Genomic DNA, 17,537 nt, shown 5'->3' with positions numbered 1-17,537 from the left:
CGCGGCACTGGTGCCGCTGGAGAACTCCATCGGCGGCGCGGTCGGGGTGACGCTCGACGAACTGGTCGAGGGCGACCCGCTGGTGTGTCGATCTTCGATCCGGCCGCCAACCTCATGATCGACTCAGGTGGGTGGGCCGTCAGAGGGAGACGGCGCGGCCGCCCAGGGTCACCGTGAGGCGGCCGTCGGCGGCGAAGGACCAGGCCAGAGCCCCGGAGTACGTGGCGCAGCGGGAGCCGTTGGAGCCGGACCAGAACTGGTTCGAGCCGTCCACGTTTCCGACCGTCTTGTCATTGGAGCCGCTGCCGGCGAAGCGGCAGGACGTGTTGCTCCGGAAGACCGAGGTGCCGGCGTCGAACGAGAAGTTGCGCTCGGTGTTGTCGATGCTCAGGTTGTTCGAGATCGTCATGGTGCCCGGGTTGCGGTTGTACGTGAACCCGTGCTTGCCGTTTCGGTACGCGATGGTGCGCCGGACGGTGTGGTTCACCGCGATGTCCTCGCCGCCGAGCTTGAAGCCGTTGCGGTCACCGTTGCCGTTCTGCGTGCCGTTGCTCAGTGTGCCGTTGCTGTACGCGAGGGAGTCCTCGATGGTCACCGGGCCGATCGCGCCGGTGTCGGACTTGGTGTAGAGGTCCCAGCCGTCGTCGATGTTGTGGTGCGACACCGCGTACCGGAAGACGTTTCCACTGCCGACTGTGAGCTTGGCCGCGAACCCGTCGGCGTCCTCGCCGTCAGAGTCGGCGTTGTCGTGCGACTCCACGCTGACCATGAGGTTGTTCGCGGGCCACTGGTCGCGCGGCGTGCTGGAGGCGATGCGGGACAGTTGCAGCCCGGTGTCGCGGTTGAAGCGGGTCACCGTCCGCTCGATGATGTTGTTGCTGCCGCCGACGAAGATGCCGTTGTCACCGGCCCGCTCCACCACGAGCCCGCGCACGTGCCAGTACGAGGCGTTGAGCGCCAGTCCCCGGTTGGCCGGGTCCTCGCTCATCGCCGAGAAGTTCAGGATCGGCGTCTCGCCCGGGTAGGCGTACAGGTTCTTACGGGCGCTCGACGTGCCGTTGTTGCCGGCGGCGACGGTGACCGTCTGGGACAGGTTGTACGTGCCGCCGCGCAGATAGATCGTGCCGCCCGCCCCGACGCGGGTGATCGCCGTGGCGATCGTGGTGGGGCTGGCCTGGGTGCCGGCCGCCCCGGCGGTGCCGTTCGGCGCGGCGTAGATCGCCCCACCGGCCGGCGGCGTGCTCGGCGGCGGCGTGCTCGGGGGCGGGCTGCTCGGCGGCGGCGTGCTGGGCGGCGGAGCACTGGTCGGCGTGCCGGTGGTCGGGGTGACCCCGCCGGTGCAGGTGACGCCGTTGACCGCGAAGGTGGACGGCACCGGGTTGCTGCTGTTGTTCCAGGTGCCGTTGAAGCCGAACGACGTGCTCGCGTTGGTGCCCAGGCTGCCGTTGTAGCTGACGTTGACGGCGCGCACCGACGCGCCGCTCGCGGTGATGTCGGCGCCCCAGGACTGGGCGACGGTCTGCCCGGCGCCGAAGGTCCAGGTGACGGCCCAGCCGTTGAGCGGGTCGCCGAGGTTCGTCAGGTTGACGTTGGCGGTGAAGCCGCCGCCCCACTGCGCGGTGACGGCGTAGTCGACGCGGCAGCCAGCGGCCGCCTGCGCGGCGGTCGCGCCGACGGCCAGTCCGGACGCGGCGAGCGCGGCGGTCGCCGCGGCGGACGTCCACAACACCGTACGGCGGTGTCGGTTGTTCATGGTGGTCTCCTGCGGGTGGTGGTGCCGTGCCCCCGCCGGCACCGATGCCCGGTCGGTGTCGGGGACGGGCCTTGATACCCGGACGTCAGTGCCACGAACGCTCACGCCTCCCGCGCAGTAAGCGCTTTCAGCGCAGCCTAACGACGGACGTCGATACGGTCAAACCTTCGCGCGCACTGAACGATCGCGCCGCGCCGTCCGTATCCACTGCCGACCGGAACATCGGCCGGAACCGCGATGCCGGAGCGGGCACGAGCACGATTCCTCCAGTCGTCACTTCGCACCGTGGAGACGGGGCGGCAGCCGCCGCGCCGGCCCTCCCGGTCAACCAGAGGAGAGGTGCATGGCCAGGGGTACGCGCAAGACCGCGGTCCTGAAGCTCGGCGGGGTGGGCGCCCTCGCGGCGCTGTTGTTCGCCGGTGGGCTGCAACTGGCGTCGGCGGGCGAGAACAACCGCCCGGCCGCCACCGCCGCAGCGCAGACCGTGAACTGCCCGACCGTACGCGACAAGCTGCCCGCCGTCCCGGCGGCTGCATCGGCCCAGGTGGAACGGGAACTGGCCAACCTGGACCAGGAAATCGCCCGGCAGAACGAGCGGCTGGCCCGGCAGGCGGTACGCCCCGAGGGCGGCCCGGCGTTCCTCGACAACGCCATCCTCGGCCCGCTGCGCAGCAAGCGCGTCGCCGTGCTCGACCGCATCGAGATCGCGTTCAACCGGATCGGCGCGCAGCGGCCGAACCTGGACGCGCTGGCGGCCTGCACCCTCAACGCCCCGGGCGTGCCGAGCGCCGTCAACGGCGGTGCCGCACAGGGCGGCGGCGGCCAGAACGCGGGCGGCCAGAACGGCAACGGTCAGAACGGCAACGCCGGCGGGCAGAACGGCAACGCGGGCGGCCAGAACGGTAACGCCGGAGGCGCGGCGCGGACCGTGAACTGCCCGCGCGTCGCGCTGCCCGCCGTTCCGGCGGCGGCCGCCGGTCAGGTACAGGCCGAGCTGGCCACGCTGGACAAGCAGATCGCCGAGGCGAACGCCCGCCTCGCCCAGCTCGCGGTACGCCCCGAGGGCGGGCCGGCCTTCATCGACAACGCGATCCTCGGGCCGCTGCGCAGCAAGCGTGTCGCGGCGCTCGACCGCATCGAGATCGCGTTCAACCGGGTCGGCGCGCAGCGCCCGAACCTGGACGCGCTGGCCACCTGCGGCCTGAACTGAGCGCCCGGCCGCGGCCCGGCGGTGCGCATCCCGCCGGGCCGCGACCCGGGGTCACAGCGGTCCGAAGACGTCGGCCGGGTCGGCGTCAAGTGCCAGCGTCTCCAGCACGGTGAGCAGCTGCCGTTCCTCGTACCGGAAGTGCGACTCCATGATCGCCGCCACGCCCTCCAGGTGCCGGGCCAGTTCCCCCGGCGGGGCGTCGCGGGCCACCGCCGCGCTCAGCCCGGCCAGCAGGTACCCGATCATCGAGTGGTCCTGCCGCAGCCGGTCCAGCGTGCCGCGCAGCTCCGGATGCCGCGCCGCGATCGCCGGGAAGAGACTGCGGTCCTCGCCCTCGTGGTGCGCGGTCAGCGCCGCGCAGAACCCGTGACAGAACAACAGCAGGTCACGCGCCGCCGGGCGGGCCGGCTCACCGTCGGCGAGCGCCCGCCGGGTCACCTCCAGCGCCTCGCGCAGCCGCCCGTGGACGGCGCGCATCTCCCGGCTCCAGGCCACCAGCCTGGCCTGTTCGCCCTCAGCCACGAGGCGAGGGCGAAGGGACGACGAGTGTCATCGTCGTGCTCCCTTCGGTCCGGCGCCTCCATGCCTGACACGGTCTGCCACCGGCACGCGACGCTGCGCGGAGCCTAACCGGCGGCACCGGTGCCATCAAGTGGTGCCAGCGCTACCCCGGCTCGGCAGCTGGCGGTATGGAGCGAGGGCCCGGTTCTGGCGAGGCTTGAGGACGTACCCGTTCACCTCCGTCGAGGAGTTCCCATGACCCGCCGTACCTTCCCGCTGGCCGTCGGCGCCACGGCCCTGCTGACCGTCACCGCGCTCGGTGTGCCCGCCGCGTCCGCCGCGACCACCGACACCCGGCGTCCCGCCGCCGACGCCGTCCAGACGCGACTGGACGGCCTGGTCGCCGAGCACGGCTTCCCCGGGGCGCTGGCCTCCGTCCGCCGCGAGGGCCGGGTGCGCGACTACACCGCCGGGGTCGGGGACCTGCGCACCGGCGCCGGGATCCCCCGTGACGCCCGGGTGCGCGTCGGCAGCAACACCAAGACGTTCACCGCAGTGGTCGTCCTCCAGCTCGTCGGCGAGGGCAAGATCGACCTGGATGCCACCGTCGAGCGCTACCTACCCGGCATGGTGCGCGCCAACGGCAACGACGGGCGGCGGATCACCGTACGCCAGTTGTTGCAGCAGACCAGCGGCCTGCCCGACTACGACGACGTGGTCTTCACCGAGGAGCAGGATCTGATCGACAGGCGCAGCGAGTACTTCGACCCGCGCCGGCTCGTGGACGAGGCGCTCACCCAGTCCCGCCGCTTCCCGCCGGGGACGAAGTGGGAGTACAGCAACACCAACTACGTCCTGGCCGGACTGATCGTCGAGCGGGTCACCAAGCGCCCGGTCGGTGAGGAGATCACCCGGCGGATCATCGAGCCGCTGCGGCTGCGCGACACGTACTGGCCGCAGACCGGCGAGCAGGACCTGCCCGGCCGGCTGCCGCGCGGATACGTGGCGGTGGGGCCCGGCGCGCCGTGGGTCGACGTGACCCGGATGGACCCGTCGCTGGGCTGGGCCGCCGGCCAGCTCGTCTCGACGCCGTCGGATCTGCGCGCGTTCTTCGAGGCGCTGCTGGCGGGCAAGCTGCTCAAGCCGGCCCAGCAGGCGGCCCTGACGCGTACCGTGCCGGCGCCCGACTTCGAGCCCAGCGGCGAATGGGCGTACGGCCTGGGCATCGCCCGGCACGAGCTGCCCTGCGGCGGCCACGCCTGGGGGCACGGCGGCGACATCCAGGGCTTCGAGACGCGCAACCTGTCCACCACGGACGGGCGCAGCGCGGTGGTCGCGGTGACCGCGCTGCCGACCGGCCTGGAGATGCTGGAGGCGGTCACCAGCACCGTCGACGCGGCCCTGTGCGGCACCGACTGATCCAGGTCACACCGCACGCGCGCCGCCTCACCGCGAGGCGGCGCGCGTGCGTACGCCTATCGCCGGCCGTCGAGATAGCGCAGCACGGCGGTGACCCGGCGGTCGGCGCGGTCGTCCGGCGGCAGGCTGAGCTTCGCGAAGATGTTGCGGATGTGCTTGTGCACCGCGCCGTCGGTGACGAACAGCCGTTCCGCGATCGCGCCGTTGCCCAGCCCCTCGGCCATCAGCGCCAGCACCTCGTGCTCCCGCGGCGACAGCTCGGCCAGCGCGGTGTCCGGCCGCCGGTTGCGGGCGAGCAGCTGCCCGACCACCTCGGGGTCGATCACGCTGCCGCCGCTCGCGACGCGGTGCAGCGCGGCGAGGAACTCCTCGACCCGGCCCACCCGCTCCTTGAGCAGGTAGCCGAGCCCGGAGGCGCCGACCGAGAACAGCTCGGTGGCGAAGGCCTGCTCGACGTACGCGGACAGGACCAGCACCGGGAGGCCCGGCAGGCGGCGGCGGGCCTCGACCGCGGCGACGATCCCCTCGTCGGTGTGGGTGGGCGGCATCCGCACGTCGACGATCGCCACGTCCGGGCGGTGCTCGTCCACGGCGGTCAGGAACTCGTCCGGTGTGCCGGCGGTGGCGACCACGTCCAGGTCCTCGGCGCGCAGCAGCAGCGCCAGCCCCTCGCGCAGCAGCGCGTCGTCCTCGGCGATCACGATCCGCATGGCAGCTCCACGTGCATCCTCGTCGGTCCTCCCGCAGGACTCGTCAGCGTCATCCGCCCGTCGTACGCCTCGACCCGGCGGCGGATGCCGGTCAGCCCGGAGCCGCGCGCCTCGTCGGCGTCGCCGCGCCCGTCGTCGGTGACCGTCACGAGCAGCCGGTCCCCCTCCCGGCGCACGGCGACCTCCACGGCGCCCGCGCCACTGTGCCGGACCACGTTCGTCAGCGCCTCGGCCACCACGAAGTACGCGGTGGCCTCGACCGACGCCGCGCAGCGCGCGTCGACGTCCACCGACAGGCGGCACGGCACCGCGCACTCCGCGGCGAGCCCGGCGAGCGCCCCGGCCAGCCCCCGGTCGCCGAGCACCGGCGGCAGGATGCCCCGCACCACCGTACGCAGCTCGCCGAGCGCCTGCTCGGCCGCGTTCTGCGCGCGTTCCAGGATCTCGTCGGCGCGGTCCGGGTCACGGCGTACCGCCCGCCGGGCGGCGCCGAGCAGCACGTTCACCGCGACGAGCCGGTTCTGGGTGCCGTCGTGCAGCGAGCGTTCGATCCGCCGCAGCTCCACCGCGTGGGCGTCGAGCGCGGCGGCCCGGGTGGCGGTGAGCTCGGCGACCCGCAGCGACAGGTCGAACCCGGGCGGCGGGGGCAGCAGCCGGCGGCCCGGCCGGGCCTGGATCCGGGCCAGCGCCGGCCCGGTCGCGACCGCGAGCACCAGCCAGCCGATGCCGAGCACGCCGACCACCAGCGCGTCGCCGAGCCCGTCGACGCGCCACCAGCCGATCCCGGGCGCGCCGGCCTCCGGCGGCACCAGCCGGTACCACAGCGGGAAGGTCATGTCCTGCACGGCGTAGATCGGCAGCGCGAGCGCGATCAGCCCGGCGACGAAGCCGAGCGTGGCGTGGGCGCCGACCCAGCGCAGCTCCCGCCGGACGACCGGGTCGCGCAGCGCCGGCCGCAGCCCGTCCGGCACCGGGCCGGGCGCCGGGATCGGCGACCCCCACCGGGACAGCCGGGCGCGCTCCCGGTCGGCCACCGACCGCACCGCCCGCAGCATCCCGGGTACGAGCAGCAGCCCGACCCCGCCGGCGCAGGCGGCCGCCACGACGATCACCCCGAACAGCGCGCCAAGTGCCAGCACGGCCGTGCCCAGCCCGCCGACCAGGTGTTCCAGCGCGTCCACCGAGGCGCGGAACCGCCCGCGCACGTATTCCATCCCGGCCCACCCCCGGCCGACACGATAGGTCACCGCGGTCCCCGCGCGGCAGGGCCGGGCACGGAAGGTACAGCCTGCTGTACCTCGGTCGTCGTGCTGGCGGGATCGTTCCGGGCGGGCCGCGCGCCTAGCGTTGGTGGCAGACGAGATCGCCCGAGGAGGCAGCCGTGAACGAGCTGGACCGTACCGCCGAGAACACCGCCGCGACGACGCCCGTCACCCGGATGCGCCCGCTGCTGTGGCTGGTGCTCATCGTCAGCGTGGCGGCGAACGTGACGCTGTCGAGCCTGCTGGACAACCCGTGGGCCGGCTCGGCCTTCGGCGCGCTGGCGCTGGCGTCCGGCGTGACCCTGGCCATGAACCACTACCGCAACCGCTGATCCTCACCCGGCCGCGACGCCGGTAGGAGGGTGACAGCGCAGGGCGGGCCGCGTCGCGGCCCGCCCTGCGGCGTTACCGGCGCCGATCGGCGAGCGCTAACGAATTCATTGACATCAAGCTATGTGAACGCCAGGCTAAGGGACGTTGTTAGCGTTAACGCGGCCGTCATCTCCACCACAGAGAAAGGCCACCGTCGTGCCCCTGACCCGACGTGCGTTCACGGTCGGCGCCCTGTCCGCCGCCGCCACCGCCACCGGCGCGCTCAGCCTGCCGCGCGGCGCGCTCGCGGCCGCGAACACCGCCTACGCGATGGCCTACTTCACCGAGACGCCGAACGGCCTCGGCGCCGACTACGGCCTGCACCTGGCCGTCAGCCGGGACGGGCTGAACTGGACGCCGCTGAACCAGAACAACCCGGTGGTCACCCCGACCGCCGGTCAGCTCGGTCTGCGCGACCCGTTCGTGCTGCGCCGCACCGACGGCACGTTCGTGGTGCTGGCCACCGACCTCAAGGGCACCAACTGGGGGCTGACCAGCCAGTACCTGCACGTGTGGGACTCGGCCGACCTGACCGCGTTCACCGGCTACCGGCGCATCCGGATGCACACGCTCGACACCCACACGTGGGCGCCGACCGCGTTCTGGGACGCCGCCCGGGGCCAGTACGCCATCGTCTACTCCGCGAACAACGGCCGGGACGTGCTGTTCGTCAACTACACGAGCGACTTCCGCACCGTCAGCGCCCCGCAGGTCTACTTCAGCCCGAATTTCGGGGTGCTCGACGGCGACGTGGTGGTCGACGGCGCCACCACGTACCTCTACTACAAGAACCTCAACGACGGATACCTCTACGGCGCCCGCTCCACCACCGCCGCGCCGAACAGCTTCACCACGTACACCAGCGGGCTGCGACAGGGCAACGCGATCGAGGCGCCGCTGCTGCTGCGTACGAACGAGGGTGGCTGGCGGCTGTGGGGCGACTCGTTCAGCCCGGTCAACAACGACTACTACGCCTGGTCCACGACGACCATCTCCGGCAACTCGTGGACGCCGCTGAACCAGCGCGACTACACCCCGCCGCTGAACTCCAAGCACGGCTCGATGATCGGCATCACCGATGCCGAGTACGCCGGGCTGGTCAACCGCTGGGGCATGCCCAACTGGGTGCGGCTCAAGTCGTCGAACCTGCCCGACCGCTACGTCCGGCACGCCGACCGGGTCGCCCGCGTCGACGCGTACCCGTTCGACCCGTACCAGGACCAGATGTGGCGCATGGTCCCCGGCCTGGCCGACTCCGCCGGCGTCTCGTTCGAGTCGGTCAACTATCCCGGCAACTACCTGCGGCACTACGACTACGCGGTCCGGCTGGACCCGAACGACGGCACCGCCACGTTCCGCGCCGACGCCACCTTCCACCGCACCGCCGGGCTGGCCGACGCCGCCTGGTCGTCGTTCCGCTCGCACAACTTCCCCACCCGCTACCTGCGGCACTACGACTACCGGCTGCGCATCGACCCGCTCGGCGCCGGCTCCCCCGCGATCGACCGGCAGGACGCCACCTTCCGGGTCACCGCGTAACCGTCCCACCACCACCGTCCCCGCCACGGAGGCAGTCCATGCCCGCTCCCCTGGTGAACCGCCGCTTCCTGCTCCGCGCCACCGGCGCCACCGCCGTCGCGGCCACCGCCGGCGCCGCCGCCGGGTCCGTCCTCTCCGGGGGTACGGCGCGCGCCGCGCTGCCGCCGGCCCGCCCCGACATCGGCGTGTCCGCGTACGCGTTCGACCCCGGCCAGGTAAGGCTGACCGCCGGCCGCTGGCAGGACAACCAGAACCGTACTGTCGCCTACCTGCGCTTCGTCGACGTGAACCGGCTGCTCTACAACTTCCGGGCCAACCACCGTCTCTCCACCGGCGGCGCCGCCGCCAACGGCGGGTGGGACGCGCCGAACTTCCCGTTCCGCACCCACATGCAGGGGCACTTCCTGACCGCCTGGGCGCAGGCGTGGGCGGTGCTCGGCGACACCACCTGCCGGGACAAGGCGCTCACCATGGTCGCCGAGCTGGCCCGCTGCCAGGCAAACAACGGCGCGGCCGGCTTCGGCGCCGGCTACCTGTCCGGCTTCCCGGAGTCCGACTTCACCGCGCTGGAGGCCCGGACGCTCAGCAACGGCAACGTCCCCTACTACTGCATCCACAAGACGCTGGCCGGGCTGCTCGACGTGTGGCGGCTGATCGGCAGCACCCAGGCCCGGGACGTGCTGCTGGCGCTGGCCGGGTGGGTCGACCAGCGCACCGGCCGGCTCACCTCGGCGCAGACGCAGGCCATGCTCGGCACCGAGTTCGGCGGCATGAACGCGGTGCTCACCGACCTCTACCAGCAGACCGGCGACGGGCGGTGGCTCACCGTCGCGCAGCGGTTCGACCACGCCGCCGTGTTCAATCCACTCGCCGCCAACTCCGACCAGCTCAACGGCTTGCACGCGAACACGCAGGTGCCCAAGTGGATCGGCGCGGCCCGGGAGTACAAGGCCACCGGCGTCACCCGCTACCGGGACATCGCCGCGAACGCGTGGGCCATCACGGTCGGCGCCCACACGTACGCCATCGGCGGCAACAGCCAGGCCGAGCACTTCCGCGCACCGAACGCGATCGCCGGCTACCTGCGCAACGACACCTGCGAGGCGTGCAACACGTACAACATGCTCAAGCTGACCCGGGAGCTGTGGCAGCTCGACCCGGAGCGGGTCGCGTACGCCGACTTCTACGAGCGCGCGCTGCTCAACCACATGATCGGCCAGCAGAACCCGGCCGACGCGCACGGCCACGTCACCTACTTCACCCCGCTCAACCCGGGCGGGCGGCGCGGCGTCGGCCCGGCGTGGGGCGGTGGAACGTGGAGCACCGACTACAACTCCTTCTGGTGCTGCCAGGGCACCGGGCTGGAGACCAACACGACGCTGGCGGACGCGATCTACTTCCACAACGGCACCACGCTGACCGTCAACCTGTTCGTCCCGTCGGTGCTCACCTGGAGCCAGCGCGGCATCACCGTCACGCAGGCCACCTCGTACCCGGTCGGCGACACCACGACGCTCACCGTCACCGGCTCGGTGGCCGGTTCGTGGACGATGCGGATCCGGATCCCGGCGTGGACCAGCGGCGCGAGCGTCAGCGTCAACGGCGTCGCGGCGGGCATCGCCACCACGCCCGGCACCTACGCCGTCCTGACCCGCGCCTGGACCTCCGGCGACACGGTCACGGTCCGGCTGCCCATGCGGGTGGCCACCGTCGCCGCCAACGACGACGCGGCGGTCCAGGCCGTCACGTACGGGCCGGTGGTGCTCTCCGGCAACTACGGCAACACCGCGTTGAGTGCCCTGCCGACGCTGGACCCCGCCTCGGTCACCCGCACCGGCACGGGCAGTCTCGCGTTCACCGCCCGGGCCGACGGCGCCACCGTCAACCTCGGCCCGTTCTACGACGCCCACGGGCACAACTACACGGTCTACTGGCGGGTCGGCGCGGGCGGTGGCGGCGGTGAGGCGAGCTTCCGGCTGGCGAACGCGGCGAGCGGGCTGGTGCTCGGCATCCAGAACATGTCCACCGCCGACGGCGGGCTCGCCCTGCAGTGGGGTGACACCGGCACCGCCGACCACGACTGGCAGCTCGTGGTCGACGGGTCGGCGCTGCGGCTGCGCAACGTCAACAGCGGCAAGGTGCTGGGCGTGGAGAACATGTCCACGGCCGACGGCGCCCGGATCCTCCAGTGGGCGGACAACGGCACCGCCGACCATCTGTGGACGGTGGTCGACGTCGGCGACGGCAGCCACAAGCTGCGCAACGTACACACCGGCAAGCTGCTCGGCATCTCCGGCGGCTCGACCGCGCAGGGCGCCTTCGCCGTGCAGGACCCGGACAACGGCAGCCCGGACAACCAGTGGCGGTTCCTGCCCAACGGGGCGCGGCGCATCCAGAACCTCGGCAGCGGGCTGGTGCTCGGCGTGCAGGACATGTCGACCGCCGACGGCGGGCCGGTCATCCAGTGGGGCGACACCGGCACCGCCGACCACCTCTGGACCGCCCTGGTGGACACCGGCGGCTACCTGCGACTGCGCAACGGCAACAGCGGCAAGGTGCTGGGCGTCGAGGGCGGTTCGAGCGCGGCCGGCGCCCGGATCGTCCAGTGGGCCGACAACGGCACCGCCGACCACAGGTGGCGGCTGCGGTACGTCGGAGGAGGCTGGTTCCGGATCCAGTGCGCGAACGGGGGCCGGGTGCTCGGCCTGAGCGGCGGCTCCGGCGCCCAGGGCGCGCAGGCGGTCCTCGCCGACGACACCGGGGCCGCGCACCAGCGCTGGCGGTTCCTGTAGATCCCGTGGTGACGGTGGGAGCGGGCTGGCCGCTTCCACCGTCACCGGGTCGTTCGGGGCTCAGGGGGTCAGGGGATCAGGGCGTCCACGGCGGGCGTCCAGGTCGCCTCGTCCCGCACGTCGTCGGCGACGGTGATCCCCTGGGCGATCTTCAGCAGCTCGGCCTGGGGCAGCCGGCTGCCGAGGGTCTGGGAGCTGACCTGGACGACGACTGTGCCGTCAGCGCTCCAGATGTTGCAGAACCCGCCTCTGCGGGCCGGCCCCGGATAGCACCTCGCCGCACCGGGCTCCGGTGACTGGTTGGAGTTGCGGCTCGGCGTGACGAAGATGTGGAACCCGTCCCTGATCGTGCCTTCGCCCGAGTCGAACGGTGCGGTCAGGCCGGTGGTGGGCAGGGCCGGCCTGGTGTACGTCGCGCCGCCGTAGTCACCGCCACGGGCGGTGGCGATGCCACTCAGGCCGGGCATGGCGTGCGTGCCGACCTGCAACGGCACGTAGCCCTTCGGCACGTAGCCCACTGTGAACGGCAGCGGAGCCGGCGTCGGCCCGGCCGGCTTCAGGCCCGCGACCAGGCCGGTCAGGTCCCCGAAGCTCGGCGTCGCCGGGTCGTCGGAGATCGACGTCACGGCCGCCCAGGCGTTGTGGGCGTACTGCCAGGCGAACAGCTTGTTGCCCGGCTCCAGCGGCTGACTCGGGTCGAGGGCGTACGGCAGCGTCGCCCGCACCGCCTTGCGCCCGGCCACCGTGATGTTCCGCCCGTGCTTGATCGCCGCCGGATCGAAGGCGCCGGGCCGATAGACGGTCAGGTAGGCCCAGAGCGACGGCTTCGCCCCGGCGGCCGCCCTCTCGTGCTGCTCCCACGACTCCGCCTCTTCCGCGCTGACGGGCTTGTCGTTCGAGGTGTGCCGGTCGGAGTAGACGGGGGCGATCTGGTACGCGGTCGACACGACTATCGGATCCTGCACGTGCAGCGTGCCCGCGTCGTACCCGGTGAAGGTGAAGGTGAACGGCGAGGCGTCAGGCCAGGGGCTGGCGCCCGGACGCGGCGCCCCGGACACCGCCGAGGTCTCCCCGGCGTCGCGCCTCGCCCCCAGGATCGGCACGGTGATCGCGCCGGCGACCGCCACCGCGACGAGGGCCGCCGCGCCGGCTGTCGCGAACCGGGTCCGGCGGCGCCGTTCGGCGTGCCGTCCGGCCGCGACGATGTCGTCGACGGTACGGCCCATCGGCGGCTCGTCGGCGGTCACGGTGTCCACCAGCTCACGCAACTGCATTCGTCCACTCCCCTATCGGCTTGCCGGTGAGATCGAGGTGTTCGCCGCCCAGTGACTCGCGCAGCTTCGCCAGCCCTCGGGAGACCTGGCTCTTGGCCGTGCCGACAGTGCAGTCGAGCACGGCGGCGGTGTCCTCCAGGCTCAGATCCAGGTAGTGCCGCAGCACCACGGCGGCCCGCTGCCGCGCCGGCACGGCTTCGAGCGCGACCTGCAGGCGCATCCGCTCGTCGGTCGTCGCCGCCGTGTCCCGCACCGTGACGTCCGGCACGGCGTCGCCGGCCGACCGCTCGCGCCGCCAGGGCCGGCGCGTCTCGTCGACCGCGGCCCGGTAGACCATGGTCTTGACGTAGAGATCGGGCCGCTCCAGCTTCGGCCAGCGCGGATAGAGCTTGACCAGCGCGTTGGCCACGGCGTCCTCCGCGGCGTGCCAGTCGCCGCAGGTCATGTACGCCAGCTTGCGCAGCGACGCCATCTGCGACGTCACGAACTCGCGGAACGCCTGCTCGTCTTCGGCTCTCAACTGACTGCCTCCTCATGACGGAGGTAGAACGCACAGACCCACCCGAGACGTTGCACGCGCGGCCCACCCGATTGCGCCGCGCCCGCGCCGGTCCCGGTCAGTACCGTCCCGGCGGCGGCGCTGACCACGAGCGGATCATGGTCGCCAGCAGCGCCGGATGGTCTGTCGTCCCGCGCATGTCCACCGCGCGCCGGCAGCAGATCGTCACGCCGGTGGACGCCAGGATCTGCTGCCGGGCACCGTCGTCGATGCGTCGGTATCCGACCGGCACGCACGAGCGCACGTCCGGCACGCCACCGGCGCGCAGGTTGAGGTCGCCGCCGAGGACGGTCGGCGCGTTCCCGTCGCCCCGGGTCTGCGGCACCACCGCGCCGAGCAACTGACCGCACTGGGCCAGCGCCACCTGGCCGCTGGTGTTCGCCAGGTGCGTGGTGCAGGCGTGCAGCCCGTCGGCCCGGACACAGAGCCAGACCCGCTCCTCCGGGTCGGCGAGGTCCTGCGCCGGATAGGTTCCCCGGTGCACCGACGACCGCGCGTCCCGGCCGTCGAGGCGGGTCAGCAGACCGATCCCGTACGGCTCGCCGTTGTCGCACCGGGTGGGCCCCCGGGAGGGGCGGTCACCGGCGGCCTGGAACGCGGACACCACGGTGCCGCCGGTACGGGCGGCCCGCAGCGTACGCCCCAGCGTCACCACGTCGTCGCGGCAGATCTCGTTGAGCGTGACCACGTCGGGCGCCTCGGCGGCGATCACGTCGGCGGCCTGACGGACGGCCCGGCCGGTGTAGCAGCCGGCCCGCCCGCTGTTGCACAGGTTCATCTGGAGCACCCGCAGCGTTCCCGGACCGGTGGTGCCGGCGCTCGACGACCCGGCGGGCAGCCCGGCCACGACGAGCAGGCACACCACGGCCAGCACCCGGCGGACACGCCGGGTCGGACGGGTGGCCGGCTGCGCTGACAGCGGGGCTCCAACGGGTACGGGCGGCGGCGGGCGCCGGTGATCCTATCGCCGTGACGTGCCAGTCGCCGCCCGGCCGGCCTACCTCGGCACGGCCCGGAACCACGCCTCCCGGTCGTCCGGGTCGGGCCCGCGCCGGTGCAGCGTCGGCGGCTCTTCACCGGTGACCGGCGCGTAGTGGTCGAAGGTGGTGGTCAGGACCGCCTCGCCGCCGGTGAGATCGGGCAGGGCGGCGACCACCCGCGGCACCCGGGCGGACGGCAGGGTGCCGCTCACCTCCAGGTAGCCGCCCGCGACGGCGGTGTCGTGGACGACCGCGCCGAGCCGGCCGAGCAGCGCCAGCACCGTCTCCACCGCGTGCCGGGGCAGGTTGACGTCGAACCGTTCGATCGGCTGGCACACCCGCGTCCCGGCCTGCCGCAGCGCGGCGGCGACCACGACCGGGGCGAGGTTGCGGAAGTCCGCCGCCACCGTCGAGATGGACTTGTCGAACTTCTGGTGCGGGCGGCTCTGCCGGGGCCAGTACCGCGACGCCGTCATGGTGACGGTGCAGTCGGTGACCGGCCAGCCGTGCCGGCCCTGCCGTAGCGCCGCCCGTACGCCCTCCTCGGTGGCGGCGACGAACGCCGGGGGCAGCCGGCCCGGTTCGATCCCGGGCCGGAACCCGATGCCGTGCCCGGCCGGTGCGGCCTCGATGCGCAACCCCAGCCCGGCCAGGTACGGGTTGCCGCGTTCCCGTACCCGCTCCTCGGCGGTGCCGGTGCCGGCGACCCGTTCGACGCAGGCGGTGAGCGTGCCGGAGAACCGCACCCGGACGCCGTACCGCTCCTCCATCAGGGCCGCGAGAACCTCCTTCTGGACCTCGCCGTGCAGACGGATCACCGCCTCCGCCTGCTGCTCGTCGAGGCGCAGGTCCACCAGCGGGTCCTCGTCGGCCAACTCGGCCAGGCCGGCGAACATCGCGAGGCGCTGCCCCGGGTCGACCGGTTCGACGACCGCCTGGCGGGTCGGCGGCGGGAACCGGTAGCCGTGCCGCCGGGGCGGGTCGCCGATGTGCTGGCCGATCCGGGCCGACACCCCGCGTACCGCCGCGATCTGCCCGGCGGAGACCGTCCGGCGCACCAGCACGCCCGCGGGTTCGATGACGGCGATCTCGGTCACCGGCTGCGGACGACCGCCGTCGAGCCGCACCCGGTCCCGCACACGCAGATGCCCGGACCACAGTCGCAACCAGACGCGCCGGCCGTGCCCGTCCCGGTCGACGGCGAAGACGGTGCCCGCAGGCGGACCGTCCCGTGCCTCGCCGTACGGCAGCAGGCCGGCCAGGACGTCGCACAACGCGCGTACCCCGGCGCCGGTGATCGCCGAGCCGCACACCGCCGGGACCAGGTCGGCGCGGCGCACCGCGCGCCGGATCGCCCGCCTGACGTCGCGGACGCGGACCGGCCGGTCGGTCAGCCAGCGCGCCGCCACCGCGTCGTCGACCTCCGCCACCTCCGCCACCACCGGTTCGGCGTCGAGGCCGACCGCCCGTACCCGGGCCTCGCGTGTGCCCTGGCCGGTGACGGTGGTGAGCGGGACCGGCCGCGCGCCGAGCCGCTGCCGCACCTGGGCCGTCGCCCGGTCCACGTCGGCGCCGCCGCGGTCGACCTTGTTGAAGAAGAACACGGTCGGTACGCCGATACGGCGCAGCGCCCGCCAGATCGCGACGGTCTGCGGCTGGACGCCCTCCACGCTCGACACCACGAGCACGGCGGCGTCGAGTACGGTCAGCGACCGCTCGACCTCCGCGATGAAGTCGGGGTGGCCGGGCGTGTCCAGCAGGTTGACGCGCAGATCACCGACGGCGATCGACGTGACAGCCGCCCGGATGGTGATGCCACGGCGGCGTTCCAGCTCCATCGAGTCGGTCCGCGTCGTGCCGGCGTCGACGCTGCCCGGCTCGGCCACGGCGCCCGCCTCGTAGAGCAGGCGTTCGGTCAGGCTGGTCTTTCCGGCGTCAACATGGGCGACGATCCCGAGGTTCAACAGGGCCAAGGCGGAGCTCCACGGTAGGACGGTCAGGGGTCCGAAGCGTGGAAGCTGCTCGCATTGTCTCTCCTGGTCCTTGTCGTGGTGGCGGCGCTCGCCGCCGGTGTGCAGTCCTACCTTGCCCGCCCGTCGCGATCGTCACCACCGAATTCGGTCCGGCTCAGCGCACGGACGCGGCCGTACTCGGCCAGGGCGTGGAAGGCGGCCTTGGGCGTCCACGAGCCGTCCGGCAGCACGCGCACGATCCCCCGTGACGCCAGGTCGTAGTCGTGCTCGGGGTCGCGGGTGGTCGGCAGGTGCCGGTTCGCGAACGTGTACACGAACGCCGCCTCCACCCCGCCGGCCTCGTAGTCGCGCAGCAGGTCGACGATGTAGCGCGCCTGGCCCTCCTCGTCGCGCTCCAGCTTCGCGGTGAGCTTCGCCGCACGGCCGCGCTCGTCGTAGACCACCGGCTCGGTCGCGCCCGCGACGTCGGCCGCGCCGCGGAACGTGCAGCAGCCGAACTCGGTCGCCGCGTACGGCTTGCCCTGTCCCACGGCAGCCGCCAGGGACTGCGGGAACGCCGCGGAGTTGGTCGCGTCGCGGTAGCCGGCGTCGCTGGCGATGATGTCGAACGCCGCCCAGTCGACGTCCTCCAGCGGAATCGAGGCGTATCCGACGGGGCCGCCGAAGCGCTCCCGCACCGCGGGTACCGCTTCGGCGAGGAAGTCGCGCACCGCGGCCCGGGCGGCCGGGACCGCCTCCCGCATGCGCATCGGGTCGGTGAAAAGCGCCATGCGCTCGGTCAGGTCACGGCCGGGCAGGAAACCGTCGGTGAACATGGAGATCTCGGAACCGGTGAGATAGACGACCGGTGCGCCGTCACTTCGCAGCCGCTCGGCCCGCTCGGCGCCGTCGAGCAGGAACGCCATGAGGCCGTCGCGGTCCAGGCCGTTGGTGAACGGGCAGTACCACACCTCGAGCCCTGCCTCGGCCGCCAGCCGCGCGGTCAGCTCCAGCCGGTCCTGCACGCCGCCGGTGACGCGGATCGCGTCGCACCGCAGCTCGTCGCGGATGACACGCAGGTCGCTCCGCACGATGCCGGGGTCGAACGGCTCGTGGGTGGTGGACCCGGCGCTCACGAAGCCGGTGTCGTAGTTCATGCCGAAGACGCGCATCGCTCACTCCCCGCCTGCATAAGGTACGCGTCGTACCCTATA

The 17,537-nt window shown here is 73.0% G+C and carries 14 protein-coding genes; 5 read left to right on the top strand and 9 right to left on the bottom strand.

All coding sequences use genetic code 11. The annotated features are described in order from the left end of the window. Nucleotides 1-139: 139 nt before the first annotated feature. A complete protein-coding gene (locus AB0B20_RS22075; protein ID WP_357473007.1) occupies nucleotides 140-1,753 on the bottom strand; it encodes a cellulose-binding domain-containing protein in 1,614 nt (537 codons plus the stop codon). Between the two features lie 343 nt (nucleotides 1,754-2,096). Here AB0B20_RS22075 and AB0B20_RS22070 point away from each other — a divergent pair, with 343 nt between their 5' ends. Next, nucleotides 2,097-2,963, top strand: coding sequence for a hypothetical protein (locus AB0B20_RS22070; protein ID WP_357473004.1), 867 nt, complete (start codon nucleotides 2,097-2,099; stop codon nucleotides 2,961-2,963). Nucleotides 2,964-3,014: 51 nt separating this feature from the next. Here AB0B20_RS22070 and AB0B20_RS22065 read toward each other — a convergent pair whose 3' ends face one another. Beyond that, nucleotides 3,015-3,485, bottom strand: coding sequence for a hemerythrin domain-containing protein (locus AB0B20_RS22065; RefSeq protein ID WP_357384821.1), 471 nt, complete (start codon nucleotides 3,483-3,485; stop codon nucleotides 3,015-3,017). A gap of 234 nt (nucleotides 3,486-3,719) precedes the next feature. Between AB0B20_RS22065 and AB0B20_RS22060 the strand changes: the two genes are divergently transcribed. Beyond that, a complete protein-coding gene (locus tag AB0B20_RS22060; protein ID WP_357473001.1) occupies nucleotides 3,720-4,883 on the top strand; it encodes a serine hydrolase domain-containing protein in 1,164 nt (387 codons plus the stop codon). Between the two features lie 56 nt (nucleotides 4,884-4,939). Here the strand turns inward: AB0B20_RS22060 and AB0B20_RS22055 are convergent, their stop codons facing one another. Together AB0B20_RS22055 and AB0B20_RS22050 are read right to left on the bottom strand one after the other, a co-directional pair. Continuing rightward, nucleotides 4,940-5,593, bottom strand: a complete 654-nt coding sequence (locus tag AB0B20_RS22055; RefSeq protein ID WP_357472998.1) for a response regulator transcription factor — start codon at nucleotides 5,591-5,593, stop codon at nucleotides 4,940-4,942. After that, nucleotides 5,581-6,807, bottom strand: a complete 1,227-nt coding sequence (locus AB0B20_RS22050; RefSeq protein ID WP_357472995.1) for a sensor domain-containing protein — start codon at nucleotides 6,805-6,807, stop codon at nucleotides 5,581-5,583. The genes AB0B20_RS22055 and AB0B20_RS22050 overlap by 13 nt, the downstream gene beginning before the upstream one ends. Nucleotides 6,808-6,974: 167 nt before the next feature. Between AB0B20_RS22050 and AB0B20_RS22045 the strand changes: the two genes are divergently transcribed. From AB0B20_RS22045 to AB0B20_RS22035, 3 genes are all read left to right on the top strand, one after another. Next, entirely contained in the window at nucleotides 6,975-7,187 is a 213-nt protein-coding gene (locus AB0B20_RS22045) for a hypothetical protein (protein ID WP_357472992.1), read from the top strand. A gap of 196 nt (nucleotides 7,188-7,383) precedes the next feature. Further along, nucleotides 7,384-8,766: a glycoside hydrolase family 43 protein gene (locus AB0B20_RS22040; RefSeq protein WP_357472988.1), complete on the top strand. Its 1,383-nt coding sequence runs from the start codon at nucleotides 7,384-7,386 to the stop codon at nucleotides 8,764-8,766. A 38-nt stretch (nucleotides 8,767-8,804) separates the two neighbouring features. Continuing rightward, nucleotides 8,805-11,558, top strand: a complete 2,754-nt coding sequence (locus AB0B20_RS22035) for a beta-L-arabinofuranosidase domain-containing protein (RefSeq protein WP_357472986.1) — start codon at nucleotides 8,805-8,807, stop codon at nucleotides 11,556-11,558. A 68-nt stretch (nucleotides 11,559-11,626) separates the two neighbouring features. Here the strand turns inward: AB0B20_RS22035 and AB0B20_RS22030 are convergent, their stop codons facing one another. From AB0B20_RS22030 to AB0B20_RS22010, 5 genes are all read right to left on the bottom strand, one after another. Next, nucleotides 11,627-12,832, bottom strand: coding sequence for a hypothetical protein (locus AB0B20_RS22030; protein WP_357384807.1), 1,206 nt, complete (start codon nucleotides 12,830-12,832; stop codon nucleotides 11,627-11,629). After that, nucleotides 12,819-13,352 carry a SigE family RNA polymerase sigma factor gene (locus tag AB0B20_RS22025; RefSeq protein ID WP_357384805.1) on the bottom strand — a complete coding sequence of 178 codons (534 nt, stop codon included), beginning with the start codon at nucleotides 13,350-13,352 and terminating at the stop codon, nucleotides 12,819-12,821. Before AB0B20_RS22025 ends, AB0B20_RS22030 begins: the two co-directional genes overlap by 14 nt. A gap of 97 nt (nucleotides 13,353-13,449) precedes the next feature. Further along, nucleotides 13,450-14,265, bottom strand: a complete 816-nt coding sequence (locus AB0B20_RS22020) for an endonuclease/exonuclease/phosphatase family protein (protein WP_357384803.1) — start codon at nucleotides 14,263-14,265, stop codon at nucleotides 13,450-13,452. 123 nt (nucleotides 14,266-14,388) lie between these two features. Continuing rightward, the gene (locus AB0B20_RS22015) at nucleotides 14,389-16,344 is read right to left on the bottom strand and encodes a translation factor GTPase family protein (RefSeq protein WP_357472983.1); all 1,956 of its coding nucleotides are present in this window, start codon (nucleotides 16,342-16,344) and stop codon (nucleotides 14,389-14,391) included. A gap of 107 nt (nucleotides 16,345-16,451) precedes the next feature. After that, entirely contained in the window at nucleotides 16,452-17,495 is a 1,044-nt protein-coding gene (locus tag AB0B20_RS22010; protein ID WP_357472980.1) for a hypothetical protein, read from the bottom strand. Nucleotides 17,496-17,537 lie beyond the last annotated feature (42 nt).

The organism is Micromonospora sp. NPDC049151 (assembly GCF_040648395.1).
In the GTDB taxonomy this organism is placed as follows: Bacteria; Actinomycetota; Actinomycetes; order Mycobacteriales; family Micromonosporaceae; genus Micromonospora.
The sequence above is the reverse complement of the archived record's forward strand: the minus strand, read 5'-3'. Positions and strand labels throughout refer to the sequence as shown.

What these genes read in the sequence shown, in the direction of transcription:
- AB0B20_RS22075 (WP_357473007.1), bottom strand. Translation starts at nt 1,753, where the DNA reads ATGAACAACCGACACCGCCGTACGGTGTTGTGGACGTCCGCCGCGGCG.
- AB0B20_RS22070 (WP_357473004.1), top strand. Translation starts at nt 2,097, where the DNA reads ATGGCCAGGGGTACGCGCAAGACCGCGGTCCTGAAGCTCGGCGGGGTG.
- AB0B20_RS22060 (WP_357473001.1), top strand. Translation starts at nt 3,720, where the DNA reads ATGACCCGCCGTACCTTCCCGCTGGCCGTCGGCGCCACGGCCCTGCTG.
- AB0B20_RS22055 (WP_357472998.1), bottom strand. Translation starts at nt 5,593, where the DNA reads ATGCGGATCGTGATCGCCGAGGACGACGCGCTGCTGCGCGAGGGGCTG.
- AB0B20_RS22050 (WP_357472995.1), bottom strand. Translation starts at nt 6,807, where the DNA reads ATGGAATACGTGCGCGGGCGGTTCCGCGCCTCGGTGGACGCGCTGGAA.
- AB0B20_RS22035 (WP_357472986.1), top strand. Translation starts at nt 8,805, where the DNA reads ATGCCCGCTCCCCTGGTGAACCGCCGCTTCCTGCTCCGCGCCACCGGC.
- AB0B20_RS22030 (WP_357384807.1), bottom strand. Translation starts at nt 12,832, where the DNA reads ATGCAGTTGCGTGAGCTGGTGGACACCGTGACCGCCGACGAGCCGCCG.
- AB0B20_RS22010 (WP_357472980.1), bottom strand. Translation starts at nt 17,495, where the DNA reads ATGCGCGTCTTCGGCATGAACTACGACACCGGCTTCGTGAGCGCCGGG.